Origin of the sequence: Pseudarthrobacter sp. 1G09 (assembly GCF_050038305.1) — a bacterium.
GTDB lineage: Bacteria > Actinomycetota > Actinomycetes > Actinomycetales > Micrococcaceae > Arthrobacter > Arthrobacter equi.
In genome coordinates, this window is the sequence record NZ_CP188306.1 from 101,198 (window position 1) to 118,001 (window position 16,804).

The window sequence follows — 16,804 nt, forward strand, 5'->3', positions numbered from 1 at the left end:
ATTAGTGCCGTCAGGAACCAAGCAAAGGAGCATTTCATGAGCGGAACCATCGTTGTAGGCGTCGACGGGAGCGGTACAGCCAAGAAGGCCGCAGAGTCGGCCCGGGACCTGGCAGCAGCGCTGGGCGCCACGCTCCACGTTGTCTCGGCCTTTGACAGCGACCGCACGGAAGTCTTTGGCAGTGGCAGTGACCAGTGGATCGTGTCCGACGCGGACGGCGCCGAGCACGTGGCCCGGACGGTGGCCGAGTCCCTGGGCGGGCAGATCAAGGTGACCTACTCGGCGGCGCGCGGCCGTCCGGCAGACGCCCTGATCAAGGAAGCCCTCCGCATGGACGCAAGGATCATCGTGGTGGGAAACCGCCGCATGCAGGGCATCGGCAGGGTTCTGGGCAGCGTGGCCAACAGCGTCGCGCACAACGCCCCGTGCGACGTGTACATCGCGAACACGTACGACGCCGACTAGGAGTTACGCCCGACACTCCCCGTGGTGGCACAGATCGCCGCGGGGGGTGGGCGTTCTCACGCCCAAAACGCCCGTTCAGCTACGGGCGAAACGATAAAATTGAGGGAGCCCCCAACGGTGCGGACGACAACAACCCACCACTAGAGGGGACCCCTTGATCACTCTTCAGCGCCGCCAGCTCGTAGGCCACGACATCCTTCTGGCCCGCCACGGAAACCACATCTGCTCCATGCGCGTGGACCGCGGCAACGGTACGGTGGTTGCGCTGCTGGATGACGGCACCACCGACTCGGCGCCGAACATGATCTCCCCGGACCTCAACCTCCCCCGCACCGTCCGCAGCGTCATGCGCGAGGACTGGAAGCTGCTCTCCATCATGACCGGCGCCGCCACGGCCTGGGCCGCACTCATGGTGGGCGCCGCCGTCGTCATCGCATCCTCCATGGGCGATCCTGCCGCCGTGGAGATGATGTACGCCTACCCGGCCTACTAGCAGCTCCGGCGGCACTGCCGCCTACGGCACCAGCCAGAGCCTCAGCAGCCACCAGATCCCGGCCATCACCACACCGCCGAAGAGCGTGCCTGCCACCACCTGTGCAAGCGTGTGGGCGCGCAGGACCACCCGCGACCAGCCGACCGCCGGGATGAGCAGCAGCAACGGTGTCCACGCGGGGCCGAGCATCAGGACCGCGACAACGGCCGAACAGGAGATGGCGGCGGCGTGCCCGCTGATCTTCCAAAACGGGCTGACGGCTGCCAGCACCACCACTCCCCCCACCACGGCCAGCACCATGGCGATGACGCTGGCCGGCGCACCTGCTGCCGATAGGACCAGCAATCCCGCAAGGATGGACGCCAAAGCGATGAGCAGCACGGGAAGACGTTGCCGGCGGTCACTGACGTGGTGGTCCGTGACCTTTCCCAGCCGGACAAGGACCAGCAGCAGGAGCAGCGGCAGCACGCAGACGAACAGGGCCGCCAGCGCCCCATAAGCCATCGTGGCGGGGAAACCGTCCTGGACCAGCGGGCTGATCAGCAGCTGGATGGTCACCACCACCGGCGGCTGGAACGCCTCTGTCAGCCACCGGGCGGTTTTGTTTCTCACCCGGATGGCCCGGTCCGACGCGGCCACGCCAGTCCCTGCCCCCGCCTCAGTCAAGGAGCAGCGCGGGTTCTTCCAGGATGGCCGCGACGTCGGCCATGAACCGGGCGGACAGGTCGCCGTCCACCACGCGGTGGTCGAAGGAGCCGCCCAGGGTGGTGATCCAGCGCGGAATGACCTCCCCGTCCAGGACCCACGGCTTCTGCTTGATGGTGCCGAAGGCGACGATGGCCACCTCGCCCGGGTTGATGATGGGCGTGCCGGTATCGATGCCCAGGGCGCCGATGTTGGTGATGGTCAGCGTGCCGCCCTGCATCTCGGCCGGCTGAGTCTTTCCCGCACGCGCTGTGGTGGCCAGATTATTCAGGGCCAGCGCCAGCTCCTTCAGGGACAGGTCCTGCGCGTCCTTGATGTTGGGAACCATTAGGCCCCTGGGCGTTGCCGCGGCAATGCCCAGGTTCATGAAGTGCTTGACCTGGATCTCGGCAGCCCCGCTGCCGTCGCCGCTCTCAACCCATGAGGCGTTGACGCTGGGGTTCCGGGCGGCAGCCCAGATGACGGCCTTCGCCAGGATGAGGAGCGGCGAGACCCTGATGCCCTCGAAGTCCCGTGAGGCCTTGAGGCGTTTGACGAATTCCATGGTCCGGCTGGCGTCCACATCCACGAAGATGCTGACGTGCGGGGCGGCGAAGGCCGATTCCACCATGGCTTTGGCGGTTGCCTTGCGCACGCCCTTGACCGGGATAGTCTCGATCCGCTGGTCCTGCGGTTTTCCGGCCTTGCCCCAGAAGCCGTCCGCCTTGTCCAGTTCGGCGTCGCGCTGCGCCTGGTAGCTGACCAGGTCCTCACGGGTCACCTCGCCGCGGGAGCCGGTGGCCACGACGTCGGCGAGGTCGATCCCGAGGTCCCGGGCGATCTTGCGGACGGGCGGTTTGGCGAGGACGCGGTTGACCAGCCCGGTGATGGTGCCACCCAGCGTGGGCCGGGTATCCACGACGGCGGCGTGGCCAGCCTGGGTTGCGGCGGCTGCCGGGCGTCCGGTGACCTCTGCCAGGGTATGCGGCTGGACCGGCTCCACTTCGGGAGCGTTGACCGTCAGCGCGTCGGCGGGCTTGGCAGCCGGCGCGGTCCGCGTGGTGCGGGGACGCCGTTTGACGGCGTCCGCCTTCGGTCCCGAACCCACCAGGGGGCCACCCGCCGGGGCACCGCCCTGCGCGCCGGCGTCGTTCACGCCGTTGTCCTGGGCATCGTCAGGAAGCTTGCCGTACAGCGGCTGCGCAGGCGCCTCGGCCTGCGCCGGGGCTTCGGGCGCCCGAACGTCAGCCGGCGTGGGGTCGCCGGCGACGTCGTCGCTGACGCTGATGATGGCCGTCCCGACGTCGATGGTCACCCCTTCCGGTACGAGGAGTTCGGTGACGGTCCCGGCGAAGGGGGACGGCAGTTCGACGATCGACTTTGCGGTTTCGATCTCGCAAAGGACGTCGTTGATGGCGACGGCGTCCCCCGGCTTGACCTTCCAGGAAACGACTTCCGCCTCCGTGAGGCCTTCGCCGACGTCCGGCAGGTTGAATTTATTCAGCGTCATGGTGTCCTCAGTAGGAGAGGGCGCGGTCCAGCGCCTCCAGGATGCGGTCGATGTCCGGAAGATAGTCTTCCTCCACCTTGGCAACGGGGTAGGGCATGTGGAAGCCGCCCACCCGGATGACGGGGGCTTCGAGGGAGTGGAAGGCACGCTCGCTGATGCGGGCCGCGATTTCGCCGCCAATGCCGCCAAAGGTGGGGGCTTCGTGGGCCACGATCAGCCGGCCGGTCTTTTCCACGGATGCGGTGACAGTGTCGAAGTCCAGCGGTGAAATGGAGCGGAGGTCGATGACTTCCACGCTGTGGCCGTCGTCGCGGGCGGCGTTGGCGGCCGCAAGGGCCACGGGAACCAGGGGACCGTAGGCCACGATGGTGGCATCGGTGCCCTCGCGCAGGATGTGGGCCTTGAAGGGGTCGCCTGAGGGGCCGGGAGCTGCGGTGTCCACTTCGCCCTTGAGCCAGTACCGGCGCTTGGGTTCGAAGATGATCACCGGATCCTGGCACTGCACGGCCTGCTGGACCATCCAGTAGGCGTCGTGGGGGTTGGACGGGGTGATGATGCGCAGCCCGGCGGTGTGGGCAAACAGGGCCTCGGGTGATTCGGAGTGGTGTTCCACAGAGCCGATGCCGCCGCCGTAAGGGATGCGGATGACCACCGGAACGGTGAGGTTGCCGTGGCTGCGGGCGTGCATCTTGGCCAGCTGGGTGGTGATCTGGTTGAAGCCGGGGAACACAAAGCCGTCGAACTGGATTTCGCAGACCGGGCTGTACCCTCGCAGCGCCAGCCCGATGGCGGTGCCGATGATGCCGGACTCGGCCAGCGGGGTGTCCACCACGCGGTCGGGTCCAAATTCGCCGATGAGCCCGTCGGTGACCCGGTAGACGCCGCCCAGGGGGCCGATGTCCTCGCCCATCAGCAGCGACTTGGGGTTGGCTGCCAGCGTGGCTCGAAGGCCTTCGTTGATGGCCTTGGCAATGGTCATGGTGGTCATCAGTGGCCTGCCTTTGCTGCTGCGCCGTGCTGGGCGGACGGCTCCTCGCCGCCGGCGAATCCTGCGCTGTATTCCTCGAACCAGGCCAGTTCCTCAGCCACCAGGGGGTGCGCTTCAGCGTAGACGTTGGCGAATGCGGCCCGGATGTCCGGGTCCTCGAGGTCATGGGCGGTGCGGCGTACGTACGCGGCGAGCTCGTCGCCGTCGGCCTTGACCTGAGCAAAATAGGCGTCATCGGCCAGGCCCTCGGCGCGGAGGTACTTCTCCAGGCGCACCAGCGGGTCCTTGGCGCGCCAGGCTTCCTCCTCCTCGGATCCGCGGTACTTCGTGGGATCGTCAGCAGTGGTGTGGGCCCCCACCCGGTAGGTGAACGCCTCAATGAGGACCGGGCCCTTGCCTTGGCGGGCATGTTCCAGAGCCCACTCAGTGACGGCGTGCACGGCGATGACATCGTTGCCGTCCACCCGGATGCCAGGAAAGCCGTAGCCCTTCGCACGGTTGGACAGCGGTACCCGGGTCTGCACGTTGGTGGGGACCGAGATGGCCCAGTGGTTGTTCTGGCAGAAGAACACCACGGGCGCGTTGTACGAGGAGGCGAAGACCATGGACTCGTGGACGTCGCCTTCCGAGCTGGCACCGTCGCCGAAGTAAGCGATGACAGCAGCGTCCGGTTCGTTTCCGGCCTTGCCCGCGGCGGCAGCGAGCTTCTGGTCCCTTTGGATGCCCATCGCATAGCCGACGGCGTGCAGCGTCTGCGCGGCAAGGACCAGCGTGTAGAGGTGGAAGTTCGTGTCCTTGGGGTTCCAGCCTCCGTTGGAGACGCCCCGGAACTGGCGGAGCAGTTCGGCGAGGTCCACGTCGCGGGTCAGCGCCACGCCGTGCTCACGGTAGGTGGGGAAGATATAGTCCTGCGGCTGGCTGGCCCGGCCCGAACCGATCTGGGCAGCCTCCTGGCCCGTCAGCGGAACCCAGAGCGCAAGCTGGCCCTGCCGCTGCAGGGCTGTTGCCTCAACGTCGAAACGCCGGATCCTGGCCATATCCGCGTACAGTCCACGCAGGTCTTCGGGGGTGAGCTTGTCCGCGTAGCTGCTGTACACGGGGTCGGCACCGAGGTTTCCGTCCGGGCCCAGCAACTGGACCATCTCTGCCGGGGGTTGGCCCATGACGGCTTCCGCGTCAGCTTCCCGCTGGTCGTCAACCGCAGTTCCGTCGAACTCGGTGGAAGGCAGATGTGTGCCCATACCGTCTCCTTGCTTCCCGCATGCGGATGCAATGCAATGTCGCTGGGATATATGCCTCACAAGGAATACATTCCCGAAACGGCATATACAATGACTTACTGATCCTAACTTTATCTTCAGTAGGTTGGCGCAGGCCTACTTGTTAAGTGCTAGGAACCCCGGGGCACCTTTGTATAGTTCGCACACAGCTCCAGGAACCGGGTGTTGGCTTCCTGCTCGCCGATACTGACCCGGACGCCCTCCCCGGGGAATGCCCGGACCGACAAGGCACGGACTCCTGCCTGCTCTGCAAAGTCAGCGCTGGCCTCACCCAGGTCCAGCCACACAAAATTGCCCTGCGCATCGGGGACAGCCCAGCCAAGGTCCCGGAGTCCACTCACCACGCGGACCCGCTCGTCCACCAGGCTTTGTACCCTTCCTACAACCTGGTCGAAATTCTGCAGTGAAACAATCGCGGCTGATTCGGCTATTTGCGACACGGCAAAGGGGGTGGCAGCCACCCGGAGGTGCTGCGTCAGTGCGGGGTTGGCAATGCTGTAACCCACCCGGAGGCCTGCCAGCCCGTGCGCCTTGGAGAAAGTCCGCAGGACCACCACGTTGGGGTATTTGCGGTAGAGGGCGATGCCGTCTACGGCGTCGGCGTCCCGGACGAACTCCTGGTAGGCCTCGTCAATGACCACCACCACGTTGGCCGGCACCGTCCGGATGAACGCTTCGGTTTCGGCGGTGGTCAAGGCGGGCCCGGTGGGGTTGTTGGGGGTGCACAGGAGGATTACTTTGGTCCGCGCGCTGACCGCCGCCGCCATGGCGTCGAGGTCATGCCGCCCGTCGACGGTGACCGGGACGCGGATGCTTTCGGCACCGGCAAGGCCCACGCTGATGGGGTAGGCCTCGAAGGAACGCCAGGCGTAAATGACTTCGTCGGCCTTGCCGGCGTCGTTCTGGCCTGCAAAGGCAGCCAGGATCTGGTTGAGGGCGCCCAGGCTGCCGGCCCCCGTGACGATGTCCTCCGCGGGAACCTGCAGGAATTCCGCGAGGGCCGTCCGGAGCCTGCTGCTGAGCGGGTCCGGGTAACGGTTGAAGTCTGTTTGCCGTGCGATGGCTTCCAGGACCGCTGGCAGCGGCGGGAAGGGATTCTCATTCGAGGACAGTTTGTAACTGGCCAGTCCGTCGACGGCGGCGGGCGGCTTTCCGGCGGCGTAACGGGGCAACCGGCCCACCACCGGGCGCGGAGCGATGCCGCCGGCCAGGGTTTCAGAGGAGGTCATGAAAACTAGCCTACTGCTGCGGGGGTTCACGGATTCAGAGCTGGAACCCGGGGTGCCGGCCGGGCCGCGAGATCCACGGGACCCGGTCCGGCACCCCTCCACCGCGCCTTACGCCGGAGGGCCTACGTTCAGGGCGGCACTGTCGGCCTTGCTTCCAGCCAGTTGGGGCGCCCAGGCATCTGCCCCCTGAAGGTACGCTCCGGCAGTGAACTCCCCTGCCAGGCGGGGGTCAAGCTGCGGCCGGTCCGGGGTGGTCCTTGATCCGGGGCCGTTGTTGTTGAACTCGTGGAATCGGGCCTCCTGCCACGAAAAGCCGCCCATGTCAGTCCAGGGCGCGCCGGCGATGTGGGCTCCCAGCCACGAGTCGCGGACCAGCACCTGGGCAATGGCCTCCGGATCCCCGCCGGGATGCCACGGCCGGCCCAGGTGGACGGATCCGGACGCTGCCTCCGAGACGAACCGGCACTGCGTGAACAGGTACCCGTGCTTGATGCCGATATTGACGCTGCCGGCGGAGACGTATCCGTTGTTGGTGCTGGATCCGCGGTCCAGGGAACGGATCCGGCAGCCGGAGAACACGGCAGTTCCCCGGCCGAAGATGAAGTCCACGTCGCCTTCAACGCAGGAGTCCGTGAAGTAGGAGCGCGCCTGCACATCGCGGGCGGGGGAATCCACCAGCAGCGTGTCCTGGTTGCCCAGGCAGCGGACATTGCGGAGCACAGCCCGGTCCCCGGCCAGGAACAGTGCCACGGCCTGCCGGTTCTTCATGTCGGGGTTGGCAGCCTCGTCGAAGTCGTTGCTGAACGTGAGGTTCGCTGCCATGAAATCCGGGCCGTCGATCCGCACGCTGGTGCTCCCGCCGGTTCCATAGGGCCCCGTGCCGTCGGGTTTCGGGGTGCCGGACGCATTGTTGTCGACCAGCACCACGTCCTCCGGTGCCTGCCCGCGTCCGATGAACGAGACCCTCGGTTTGTTGGCCGGTACCCGGATCAGCTCACGGTAAGTGCCGGGATCAATGCGGATCTCGGTGCGGCGGTTACTGTTCACCGGCACAGCATCGACGGCGGCCTGCACGGTCCCGAAGGCCTGCCCCCTGCCGACGTTGAGGACCAGCGGCTTGTCCACCGGGCGTTCGCTTGGCCAGTAGATGCCTGCAAGCGGATCAAGCGGGGTGCCGGGATGCTGGAACCAGCCGGGCGGCATGACACGTTGTCCCGCAAGCGCTGCCGCCACCAGCTTGGCGACGGCCAGGGCTCCCGCAGCCTGGAAGTGGGTGTTGTCCGTGACTCCGTCGGGGTATTGGGGGTACCGGCCCGGGGAGGCATGGAGGAAGTGGGACGTGGTTCCGTCCGGCCCGAGCCGCTGCCACAGTTCCTTGGAGGAGCTTGTCAGGTCCACCAGGGGAATTCCGGCGGCCGCGGCCAATTCCCTGACCGCCTGGGGGTAAGCGCCGTGGGTGTCCTGGGCGATTCCCAGGGGGCTGAACCGCCTACGCTCCACCGGCGTGACCAGCACGGCTGTGGCGCCCGCGATTGCCGCTGCATCCAGGTATTTCCTGAGGTAGCCCTTGAAGGTTGTCTGCGGGTCGGTTCCCCTGGCAGGGTCCTCGGCCTTTTCGTCGTTGTGGCCGAAGGAGATGAGCAGGTAGTCACCCGGTTGCAGCGCCCCCGCCACTTCCCCCAGCAAGCCGGCGTCGGCATAGCTCTTGGACGAGGCCCCGGACCAGGCGTAGTCGAACACCGTCGCCTGCGGCCCCAGCAGCAGGGGCAGGGCCTGGCCCCAGCCGGCCCGGGGACGCTCCGAGTGCTGGTAGGCGGACGAGGTGGAATCCCCCACCACGAAGATCACCGGTTTCCTGCTGGACTGCGCCCGGGCGGGGCGGCCTGCCGTGTCGGCGCTTGCCCCCGGGGCCGCCAGGACAGTGGCCACCGTTGCGGCGCCTGCTGCCGCTGTTGCCAGGACAGCGCGCCGGCTGGGTGAAAATGCCGCCATCAGTGGCCCCCGCCTGCCATAAAGACGGGACCCACGTTGTTCCTGAGCAGGGCCGGCACTGCCTGCGCCGGGTGGACCTTGGTCCGCAATGCGGGAGTCCAGGATCCGTCCGCCACCAGCTGCTTATCGGTGGTTGCGGCAGAGTTGTACGCGGCCAGGAGGTCCACGCGTTTTCCGTTGACCGTGTTGTCCACGGTGGTGATGGCCTGGCCCTTGAAGTGCCTGATCAACGAGGACTCTGGAATGTCCCCGGGCAGGGTGAAGGCGTTGGCCTCGGCATAAATGTGTGACTCGACGCCCGCGCCGAAGGTGTACGTGTAGGGCGTCGGCGAGGCGGCCGACGTCGTGAAGTGGTTGTTGTAAACGTCCACCTGGCCGTAGCGGACCCGCGGGGCGCGCTGGCCAACGTTCTCGAAGGAGTTGTGATGGATGGTGACGCGCAGCTTGCCGACGTCTCCGCGACTGGTCGAGTCGGTGGATCCGATCAGGAGGAGCTTGTCATGGTCGGAGAAGCGGTTGTAGGAGAGCGTGACCAGGTCTGAGCCGTTGGTGACGTCCACCGCTCCGTCGTGGACCTGGTACGGGCGTCCGAAGTATGAGGGCTGGTTGATGTCCAGGTTGGGGGCGTCAGTGAAGTGTGAGTGGTCAACCCAGACGTTCGTTGATCCGTTGATGACCTGGAGGAGGTCGTATTCGCTGTTCCAGTTGCCGTGGTCGCCATCGGTGGGGTCCCAGGCGGGGAAACAGTCAGCCGAGTCCCGGACGGTGAGGTTCCTGAAGATCACATTGTTGGCCCGGTTGATGCGCAGGGCAGCGCCGGTGATGCTGCTGTCAGCAGTGGCGCCAACAATGGTGGTGTTACTGGGAATGTCCCACCGGATTACTGCTGCCTGGTTGGCGGCGGCCTTGCGCCGGGCATTTTCCTGTTCCCCGGCCGGTTCCTGGCCAGTTCCGTACCGGGCGGGGTCGTAGTCGTAGAGGTACTGCTCGAGGGAGAACCCCGTGCCTGCCGCGTAGTCGACGCAGCTCAGTTCGCCGGCGGGGCCGGTGTTTGCCCGGATGTCGCCATGGACGCGGATGATGCGGGGTTCAGTGCCGGTTGCCGCGAGCGCCGAACCCAGCTCGGCCCTGCTGCGGACGTCGAAGATGCGTTCCGGTGCCGCTGCGGATCCGCCCGTTGTTCCGGCGCCGGAGGACGCCCAGCCGTCGCGTTCAGCGAGCACCTGGCGCTCCAGGGGCTGCCGCGCGGTCTGCGCGATGGGGGACGACTGCGGTGGGGGTGGCGCGGCCGTGGCCTGGACCGGCAGGCAGAACGCCGCCGCTGCCGCCGTTGCTGCGATTGCCAAGGGACGTTTGATGCGCATGTGCTGTCTTCCTCCATTGGAATGAACCGCCTCCGCTGCCGACGTCGCTGTGCGGCACATCAGAAACCGGTTTCTCTAGTCTGTGAAACCGCTTTCTGATCTGTCAATAGGGTTGACGGAATTGGAGAATCCTCAGTGAAGGCCATCAGCGCGCGCCGGAGCAGAATTTGCCAGGATGTCCGAAGGCTGTTGTGGAAGCATGGGGCCATGGGTTCCTTCATTCTTCGGGTCATCTTCAACGCAGCCGCCTTGTGGGTTGCAAGCTGGGTCCTGCCGGGCATGGACATCACCAGCACTGCCGCCTCCGATGCCGTGGCGCGGACCGGCATCTCGCAGGACACCGACACCATCGGGATAGTCCTGGCCTACCTTTTCATCGGCCTCATTTTCGGCGTGGTCAACGCCTTGGTGCGGCCGCTGGTGAGCCTGCTTGCGCTCCCGATCACCATCCTGACGCTTGGGCTGTTCGCGATCGTCATCAACGCCGCCATGCTCTACCTGACCGCCTGGATCAGCAATTACACCCCCGTGCATCTCACCATCGATTCCTTCTTCTGGACGGCCATCCTGGCCGCGATCATCATCTCCCTGGTGTCGCTGGTGGCCGGGCTGGTACCCGGCAGCCGGCGCTGACGTTCCCATGGCCCCGCGCCGGCAGCCTTCCTGAAAGTGGGTGGGGGCGGCGCACTGTGGTCTTCCGCCCAAGTACCGGAAGAGGCTGAAACAGGTACCCGGCGGGTGCCGCGCCCCGGCTGGCGGCCGAAACTCCAGTACCCGCTACCCATGACCGCCCGGGGCCACCCCTCCTAGGCTGCGAACGGGGCCGGCGACAGGCCCGTAGCTGTCAATTCCGGATACGGGGGCAAGGATGAAGGCACGAACAATTCTGGCTGCGGCCTGCCTGCTGCTGGCGTGGCAGGCGGGACCGGCCCACGCGGATTCCGGAGCGGTGCCGTCGCCCCAGGAGTCCGCCGTTCTTGGCAACGATGTTTCCTGGCCCCAATGCGGCGGCCAACTCCCGGCGCCGCCGGCGTTTGCCGTGGTGGGCGTCAACGGCGGCCGGCCAACAACGGCGAACCCCTGCCTCGCGGAGCAGCTGGCCTGGGCGGACGGCAGTTCCGAGGCAGCGGCGGGAGTTCCGTCTGCCATCTACGTCAATACCGCCGCGACGGGGGCAGTGGGCTCCTTGTGGTGGCCTGCAAACAACAGCGTGATGGGCACGGACATCGGCAACCCCTACGGGATGTGCGATGGCACCGCGTCCCCCGCCTGCGCGTATGTCCACGGCTATGTGATGGCGTACAACGACGCCGGAAGCCTCGCCGGGGCAGGAGGCGGTGCGGCCCACCGCATGTGGTGGCTGGATGTGGAGACCGGTAACAGCTGGCTGTCCAACAAGGCTGCCAACACCGCGGAGCTGGAGGGCATGACCGCCTACCTGCAGGGCGTCGGGGTGGAGGTGGGCATATATTCCACCGGTTACCAATTCGGCGAAATTGTGGGTGAGGTGGGCCCGCACAGCAACCTCTACTCCCTGAAGAGCTGGCTGGCAGGCGCTGAATCCACGTCCAGCGCGGCGGATCTTTGCGGGGCTGCTCCCCTCGCCTCCGGCGGCGTCGTCGCACTCACGCAGTTCACCGCCGGCAACCTCGATTACAACTTCCGTTGCCCTGTGGCGCAGCAGGTGGCTCCACCGCCGGCGCTCGCTCCGCCGGCAGCCCCGGAGCCTGCCCCGACGCCTGCAAGGACCCGCTCCAACCGCTACGCCGATATACCCGCCGCCCAGATAGCCTGAACACCGGCTAGCGCCCGCCAAGGTGGCGCTCGTGGGCGCGGGGATCCGGCGGCGCAAGGGTAGTGGAGGGGCCCTTGGCCCGCGTCAGGGAATAGCGCGTGGCCGTGGCCGCTCCCCCGGCACCAAGCACACCGCCCAGGACCGCCGTGGAGTGTACGAGGGACGGATCATCGCTCGCCGCCACCAGCCGGGCGGCGTCCTGGTACCCGCCCAGGCGGTGGCCGGGACCAAGGCCCTTGTCCCCACCGGACTCAATCGGCGTGTCCACCGATACTGTCACCCGGTTGCGGGTTTCGGGGTTGGCGGCACCGTCGCTGCCGGGAACCCAGTCCGCCTGGTGCTCAAGGTGGAGGGACTCCACGTCCTCACGGGTCTGGATCCCCGCCACGGGCGACCCGGCGGTGAGGACATATTTCACGTCGTACTGCTTCAGCACCCGGGGATCCGCTGCCATGTTCATGGCATGGATGCCGCCCTGGCTGTAACCCACAGCAACCACGGAAGCGCCCTTTTCCGCTCCAGCTTCGTCGAGCGCCGCGCGGACAGCCTCGTTCACTTCCCGGGAGTTGTACAGCATGGACTCCACGATGCCCGCCTCATCAAAGGGGTTGTCACCGCCGGCGTCCTTTCCGGCAGCCTGGGTCCCCGGAACAATGACCACGTAGGCCTTTTCGCCGCCGTTATCCACTTCCAGGACCTCGATGGCTCCGGCGCCGCGGGCCTCCACTTCCTGAAGCCGCGCCAGCAAGCCTGCAGGTGACGTGTCAAGGTCCACCTGGACCGTTTCCTGCTTCCGCAGCGTGATCTGCCGCGGGATGAAGGTTGCCACCAAAGCCATCAAGGCATCCCGGATCAAGGGGGCATGTTCGTTCACTGCCTGCACCTGGGGCGCCGCCAACTGCATCATGGCAATGACGTTCTCGGTGACCCGCCGGTCCGGAACGCCGGTGGCTGCCATGGTGCCCCACGAAAGACCGGTCTCCGTCATGGCGGCGATTCCGAGGCTTCTTCCCACGTTGGCCCGCCACTCCGCATCCTGGTAATCACGCATGCAGGCACGGACCTGGCAGCTGATCCGCTGCAGCTCTGCCCGGCTTGCCTGGACCCGCCACTGGCCGTCCCGCACTGCCGCGATGTGCCCGGAAGCGGACCAGGGCGGCTGCCGGTCAGCCCAGCAGAGCTGGTCCAGGATTCGTCCGGCCTCCTGTTCCACTGCGGCCAGGTCACCGGCCAAAGCCTCAAGTTTTTCGGCGCCCGCAGTCAACTCCTCGAGCTGGACCCCGATGCCGCTGCTGCCACCCCGAATGCTCAGGTGGCCGTCCCGCGACGCACCGGTCAGCCTGACGGGCTCGGGATAGGCCTCCTCCGCCAGGTCCATCAGGGCATCCTGCAGGCACTGGCGGCCGCCGCCACAGTGTCCTCAGCATGCCTCGCGACGGCGGCCCTCGCCACCTCCAGTGCGTCGACTGCGTGGCGCAGGGCTGCGCCCTGCCGGCCCACCGTGTCCCGGTACGCCCGCCCGGCCGGCGATTGCCAGTCAAGCATCTGGATGTCCCGCAGACCGGCCAGGGCCTCCTCGACGCGCGCCCCGCACCGTGCAAGCCGGTTCACGAGCGGCAACAAATCAGCGGCAACATGCTCGGCGGCGCCCGGCAGTCCATCCCCCAGGATGTTTCCCATGTGGCCTCTTTCCCCGGGCACCCCGGACCTTTGCTTACCTGCTGACGGGGCCCACGCTACGGAAGACGGCGCACCGGCCTAAGTGCCGCCGTCGGCCATGTGGATAAGTAACGTAAGCGGCCCACTTAAGGCGCCGCCGCAGTTCGTGAAAGAATCAGCACATGCCTGAAACTGCCGCCACAGCTGACACCCGCACGCCCTCAGGACGCCTGGCCCTCGCCGCGTCCACGGAAAAAATCGCCCTGGGCCCCCTGGACGGCCGGTACCAGCCGGCAGTGGCCCCGCTGGTGGACTACCTGTCAGAGGCAGCGCTCAACCGGGACCGCGTGGCCGTCGAAGTTGAATGGCTGATCCACCTGACCAGCAACAACGTCCTCCCCGGGGCGGGCCCCCTGTCCGCGGAACAGCAGCAGCAGCTACGTGCCGTCGTCACGGAATTCGATGCCGCTTCCGTGTCGGAACTGGCCGAAATCGAAGCCGTCACCGTGCACGATGTGAAGGCCGTGGAGTACTATATCGGCCGCCGCCTCCCCGCCATCGGCATCGAAAACCTGACCGCCATGGTCCACTTCGGCTGCACGTCCGAGGACATTAACAACCTTTCCTACGCGCTCGGCGTCAAGGGCGCTGTGGAGGACGTGTGGCTGCCCGCAGCCCGCGCCCTGGTGGCACAGATCAGCACGATGGCCGAGGACAACCGCGCCGTGCCCATGCTGTCCCGCACGCACGGCCAGCCGGCCACCCCCACCACGCTCGGTAAGGAACTGGCGGTCATCGCTCACCGCCTGACCCGCCAGCTGGACCGCATTGCCAAGACCGAATACCTGGGCAAGATCAACGGTGCCACCGGCACCTACGCCGCGCACGTCGCTTCCGTCCCCGGGGCCGACTGGCAGCAGGTCTCCAAGTCGTTCGTGGAGGGCCTGGGGCTGACCTGGAACCCGCTGACCACGCAGATCGAAAGCCACGACTGGCAGGCCGAGCTGTACGCCGACGTGGCGCGCTTCAACCGCATCCTGCACAACGTCTGCACGGACATCTGGAGCTACATCTCCATCGGCTACTTCGCGCAGATCCCGGTGGCGGGCGCAACCGGTTCATCCACCATGCCGCACAAGGTCAACCCCATCCGGTTCGAAAACGCGGAGGCAAACCTGGAGATCTCCTCAGGCCTGCTGGACGTCCTGGGCTCCACCCTGGTGACCTCCCGCTGGCAGCGGGACCTCACCGATTCCTCCAGCCAGCGCAACATCGGCGTGGCATTCGGCCACTCCCTCCTGGCCATCTCCAACGTGGCCAAGGGCCTGGAGCGCCTTGACGTTGCCGAGGACGTGCTGGCCGGGGACCTGGACACCAACTGGGAAGTCCTGGGCGAGGCCATCCAGATGGTGATGCGCGCAGAGGCGATTGCCGGCGTCGAGGGCATGGAAAACCCCTACGAGCGGCTCAAGGATCTCACCCGCGGCAACCGTGTGGACGCCGCGCGGATGCAGGAATTCGTGCAGGGCCTGGGCCTCTCCGCCGACGCCGAGGCCCGGCTCCTGGCCCTGACGCCCGGCAAGTACACGGGCATCGCGGACCAGCTGGTGGACCACCTCAAGTAAGCGTTCGGGGGCTACCTCCACAAGTACGACGGCGGCGCCGGGTCCGGGAGGGTCCGGCGCCTTTCGTTTCGCCACGGCCTGGTGTCCGGGCCTGGGTGCCGGCCGTTTCGGCGGCACCGCAAGGGAGTGCGAAACTGGAGGGCATGAAGCTGCTGCTCATCCGCCACGGAGAGACTCCCGGAAACGTCCTTGGCCAACTGGACACCGCCCACCCGGGTCCGGGCCTGACCGAACTGGGCGAACGGCAGGCAGAGGCCATGGCGCGGTCGCTGGCTAACGAACCCATCCGGGCGCTCTACGCCTCCACCCTGGTCCGCACGCAGATTACCGCGGCGCCGCTGGGCCGGCTGCACGGCCTGGAGGTCACGGTGCTGGACGGGCTGCACGAGATCGAGGCCGGGTCGCTGGAGAAGCTGACGGACCATGAGTCACATAAGCGCTACATGGGCACGGTGATCTCCTGGGCCGCAGGCGACCTGGATAACCGGATGCCCGCAGGTCCCGACGGCCACGCATTCTTCAACCGGTTCGATGCCGCCATTGCGAGGGTCATCGAAAGGACTGCCGGGCAGCGGGACACGGTGGCGGTGGTGAGCCATGGCGCCGCCATCAGGACCTGGGCAGGGCTCCGCGCCGAGGGCATCGATCATGAGTTTGCGGCCAAGCATGTGCTGGCCAACACCGGAATCGTGGCGGTGGAGGGCGATCCGGACAGTGGCTGGAAGCTGATCCACTGGGCAGGCAGCCCGGTGGGCGGCCTGGCCCTGGCCGATCCCACGGCCGAAGATCCCACGGGGCAGGACGTCAGCCGCCCGTAGCGCCGGCTTCCCGGCGACTGGCCTGCTACCGGGGAAGCACGCACGCCGCCGCGGCCGCTGCCAGCCGAACCCTCGGAGCACCGCGCAGAACTGGTGAGGCGGCCGGAGCCGGGGGAACCAACCGCGCGGCCGTCGCGGAAGCGACGTCCGCCGTCGGGCGTTCGCCGCTTTCCATTGCCGTCAGCGAGCTCAGGAAGTGGTGCCACCGCGGCCCCAAGGACTCGGGTATGTGCGGACTCCTGAGCGTCCTTGCCACGAGCGACTCCACCGCCGTCCCTGGAAACGCCTTGGATCCGGTGAGCAGTTCCAGCAGGACCAGGCCCACGGCATAGACGTCCCAGGCGGGATCGGCAACCCCGCCTGCAGCCTGTTCCGGGCTCATGTAATGGACTGTTCCGGACGAGATTCCCGGCTCCGGAGCCGTGCCCGCCAAAGCCGCGATGCCGAAATCGATGACCCGGACCGGGCTTCGCCGGAGGCCGCTCAGCATCAGGTTTCCCGGCTTGATGTCCCGGTGCACCAGTCCCGCGCCGTGCAGGTGGGCCAGGCCGCTGAAGATGCTCCGCGCCCACACCGCTACGACGTCGGCGCTGTGGCGGTCGGATCGCACAGCTTCGGAGAGGCTGGTTCCCAACGCCAGCTCCTCAACCATGAAGGCATGCCCCGGGCGATAGGTGCCGGCCGGCATGACTCCCTGATCGATGAACCTGACGATGGACGGGTGCCGCAGCGACGCGAGCACCCTTGCCTCGTTGTGGATGCGCCGATGATGCTTGTCCGAGTTGTCGGCCGCCACCTTGACGGCCACGTCCGGACCTCCCGCCACGTCCACAGCCCGGAAGACTTCGGCCATGGAACCGCGGCCCAACCGCTCCCGGAGCAGGAAGCGGCCGGCGATCACC

16 protein-coding genes are annotated in these 16,804 nt (G+C 67.1%); 6 read left to right on the forward strand and 10 right to left on the reverse strand.

Annotated elements, in window-relative coordinates:
* The first annotated feature begins 36 nt into the window (after window positions 1–36).
* Both ACP3TD_RS00450 and ACP3TD_RS00455 read left to right on the forward strand, forming a co-directional pair.
* Window positions 37–465, forward strand: coding sequence for a universal stress protein (locus ACP3TD_RS00450; RefSeq protein ID WP_426764810.1), 429 nt, complete (start codon window positions 37–39; stop codon window positions 463–465).
* A gap of 154 nt (window positions 466–619) precedes the next feature.
* Window positions 620–958 (forward strand): hypothetical protein, encoded by a 339-nt coding sequence (locus tag ACP3TD_RS00455; RefSeq protein WP_426764812.1) that lies wholly within the window; start codon window positions 620–622, stop codon window positions 956–958.
* Window positions 959–979: 21 nt separating this feature from the next.
* Here the strand turns inward: ACP3TD_RS00455 and ACP3TD_RS00460 are convergent, their stop codons facing one another.
* From ACP3TD_RS00460 to ACP3TD_RS00490, 7 genes are all read right to left on the reverse strand, one after another.
* Window positions 980–1,576: a phosphatase PAP2 family protein gene (locus ACP3TD_RS00460; RefSeq protein WP_426767095.1), complete on the reverse strand. Its 597-nt coding sequence runs from the start codon at window positions 1,574–1,576 to the stop codon at window positions 980–982.
* Window positions 1,577–1,616: 40 nt separating this feature from the next.
* Complete coding sequence (locus ACP3TD_RS00465) at window positions 1,617–3,152, reverse strand: dihydrolipoamide acetyltransferase family protein (protein WP_426764813.1); 1,536 nt, start codon at window positions 3,150–3,152, stop codon at window positions 1,617–1,619.
* A 7-nt stretch (window positions 3,153–3,159) separates the two neighbouring features.
* On the reverse strand, window positions 3,160–4,140 hold the full coding sequence (locus ACP3TD_RS00470; RefSeq protein WP_426764814.1) for an alpha-ketoacid dehydrogenase subunit beta: 981 nt from the start codon (window positions 4,138–4,140) through the stop codon (window positions 3,160–3,162).
* A complete protein-coding gene (pdhA, locus tag ACP3TD_RS00475) occupies window positions 4,140–5,381 on the reverse strand; it encodes a pyruvate dehydrogenase (acetyl-transferring) E1 component subunit alpha (protein WP_426764815.1) in 1,242 nt (413 codons plus the stop codon). The genes ACP3TD_RS00470 and pdhA overlap by 1 nt, the downstream gene beginning before the upstream one ends.
* Window positions 5,382–5,530: 149 nt before the next feature.
* A complete protein-coding gene (locus ACP3TD_RS00480; RefSeq protein ID WP_426764816.1) occupies window positions 5,531–6,649 on the reverse strand; it encodes a histidinol-phosphate transaminase in 1,119 nt (372 codons plus the stop codon).
* A 108-nt stretch (window positions 6,650–6,757) separates the two neighbouring features.
* Complete coding sequence (locus tag ACP3TD_RS00485; RefSeq protein WP_426764817.1) at window positions 6,758–8,641, reverse strand: pectinesterase family protein; 1,884 nt, start codon at window positions 8,639–8,641, stop codon at window positions 6,758–6,760.
* A complete protein-coding gene (locus tag ACP3TD_RS00490; protein ID WP_426764818.1) occupies window positions 8,641–10,005 on the reverse strand; it encodes a pectate lyase family protein in 1,365 nt (454 codons plus the stop codon). Before ACP3TD_RS00490 ends, ACP3TD_RS00485 begins: the two co-directional genes overlap by 1 nt.
* A 207-nt stretch (window positions 10,006–10,212) precedes the next feature.
* Here ACP3TD_RS00490 and ACP3TD_RS00495 point away from each other — a divergent pair, with 207 nt between their 5' ends.
* Both ACP3TD_RS00495 and ACP3TD_RS00500 read left to right on the forward strand, forming a co-directional pair.
* Window positions 10,213–10,638: a phage holin family protein gene (locus ACP3TD_RS00495; protein ID WP_091716767.1), complete on the forward strand. Its 426-nt coding sequence runs from the start codon at window positions 10,213–10,215 to the stop codon at window positions 10,636–10,638.
* Window positions 10,639–10,873: 235 nt separating this feature from the next.
* Window positions 10,874–11,800, forward strand: a complete 927-nt coding sequence (locus ACP3TD_RS00500) for a hypothetical protein (protein ID WP_426764819.1) — start codon at window positions 10,874–10,876, stop codon at window positions 11,798–11,800.
* A 7-nt stretch (window positions 11,801–11,807) separates the two neighbouring features.
* Here ACP3TD_RS00500 and ACP3TD_RS00505 read toward each other — a convergent pair whose 3' ends face one another.
* Window positions 11,808–13,178, reverse strand: coding sequence for a hypothetical protein (locus ACP3TD_RS00505; protein ID WP_426764821.1), 1,371 nt, complete (start codon window positions 13,176–13,178; stop codon window positions 11,808–11,810).
* The gene (locus ACP3TD_RS00510; RefSeq protein ID WP_426764822.1) at window positions 13,178–13,480 is read right to left on the reverse strand and encodes a hypothetical protein; all 303 of its coding nucleotides are present in this window, start codon (window positions 13,478–13,480) and stop codon (window positions 13,178–13,180) included. Before ACP3TD_RS00510 ends, ACP3TD_RS00505 begins: the two co-directional genes overlap by 1 nt.
* 161 nt (window positions 13,481–13,641) lie before the next feature.
* Between ACP3TD_RS00510 and purB the strand changes: the two genes are divergently transcribed.
* On the forward strand, window positions 13,642–15,084 hold the full coding sequence (purB, locus tag ACP3TD_RS00515; RefSeq protein ID WP_377202376.1) for an adenylosuccinate lyase: 1,443 nt from the start codon (window positions 13,642–13,644) through the stop codon (window positions 15,082–15,084).
* Window positions 15,085–15,227: 143 nt separating this feature from the next.
* Window positions 15,228–15,902, forward strand: coding sequence for a histidine phosphatase family protein (locus tag ACP3TD_RS00520; protein WP_426764823.1), 675 nt, complete (start codon window positions 15,228–15,230; stop codon window positions 15,900–15,902).
* Window positions 15,903–15,927: 25 nt separating this feature from the next.
* Here the strand turns inward: ACP3TD_RS00520 and ACP3TD_RS00525 are convergent, their stop codons facing one another.
* Entirely contained in the window at window positions 15,928–16,803 is an 876-nt protein-coding gene (locus ACP3TD_RS00525; RefSeq protein WP_426764824.1) for a serine/threonine-protein kinase, read from the reverse strand.
* Between the last annotated feature and the right edge of the window lies 1 nt (window position 16,804).

What these genes read in the sequence shown, in the direction of transcription:
- ACP3TD_RS00450 (WP_426764810.1), top strand. Translation starts at nt 37, where the DNA reads ATGAGCGGAACCATCGTTGTAGGCGTCGACGGGAGCGGTACAGCCAAG.
- ACP3TD_RS00465 (WP_426764813.1), bottom strand. Translation starts at nt 3,152, where the DNA reads ATGACGCTGAATAAATTCAACCTGCCGGACGTCGGCGAAGGCCTCACG.
- ACP3TD_RS00470 (WP_426764814.1), bottom strand. Translation starts at nt 4,140, where the DNA reads ATGACCACCATGACCATTGCCAAGGCCATCAACGAAGGCCTTCGAGCC.
- pdhA (WP_426764815.1), bottom strand. Translation starts at nt 5,381, where the DNA reads ATGGGCACACATCTGCCTTCCACCGAGTTCGACGGAACTGCGGTTGAC.
- ACP3TD_RS00480 (WP_426764816.1), bottom strand. Translation starts at nt 6,649, where the DNA reads ATGACCTCCTCTGAAACCCTGGCCGGCGGCATCGCTCCGCGCCCGGTG.
- ACP3TD_RS00485 (WP_426764817.1), bottom strand. Translation starts at nt 8,641, where the DNA reads ATGGCGGCATTTTCACCCAGCCGGCGCGCTGTCCTGGCAACAGCGGCA.
- ACP3TD_RS00490 (WP_426764818.1), bottom strand. Translation starts at nt 10,005, where the DNA reads ATGCGCATCAAACGTCCCTTGGCAATCGCAGCAACGGCGGCAGCGGCG.
- ACP3TD_RS00495 (WP_091716767.1), top strand. Translation starts at nt 10,213, where the DNA reads ATGGGTTCCTTCATTCTTCGGGTCATCTTCAACGCAGCCGCCTTGTGG.
- ACP3TD_RS00500 (WP_426764819.1), top strand. Translation starts at nt 10,874, where the DNA reads ATGAAGGCACGAACAATTCTGGCTGCGGCCTGCCTGCTGCTGGCGTGG.
- ACP3TD_RS00505 (WP_426764821.1), bottom strand. Translation starts at nt 13,178, where the DNA reads ATGGACCTGGCGGAGGAGGCCTATCCCGAGCCCGTCAGGCTGACCGGT.
- ACP3TD_RS00510 (WP_426764822.1), bottom strand. Translation starts at nt 13,480, where the DNA reads ATGGGAAACATCCTGGGGGATGGACTGCCGGGCGCCGCCGAGCATGTT.
- purB (WP_377202376.1), top strand. Translation starts at nt 13,642, where the DNA reads ATGCCTGAAACTGCCGCCACAGCTGACACCCGCACGCCCTCAGGACGC.
- ACP3TD_RS00520 (WP_426764823.1), top strand. Translation starts at nt 15,228, where the DNA reads ATGAAGCTGCTGCTCATCCGCCACGGAGAGACTCCCGGAAACGTCCTT.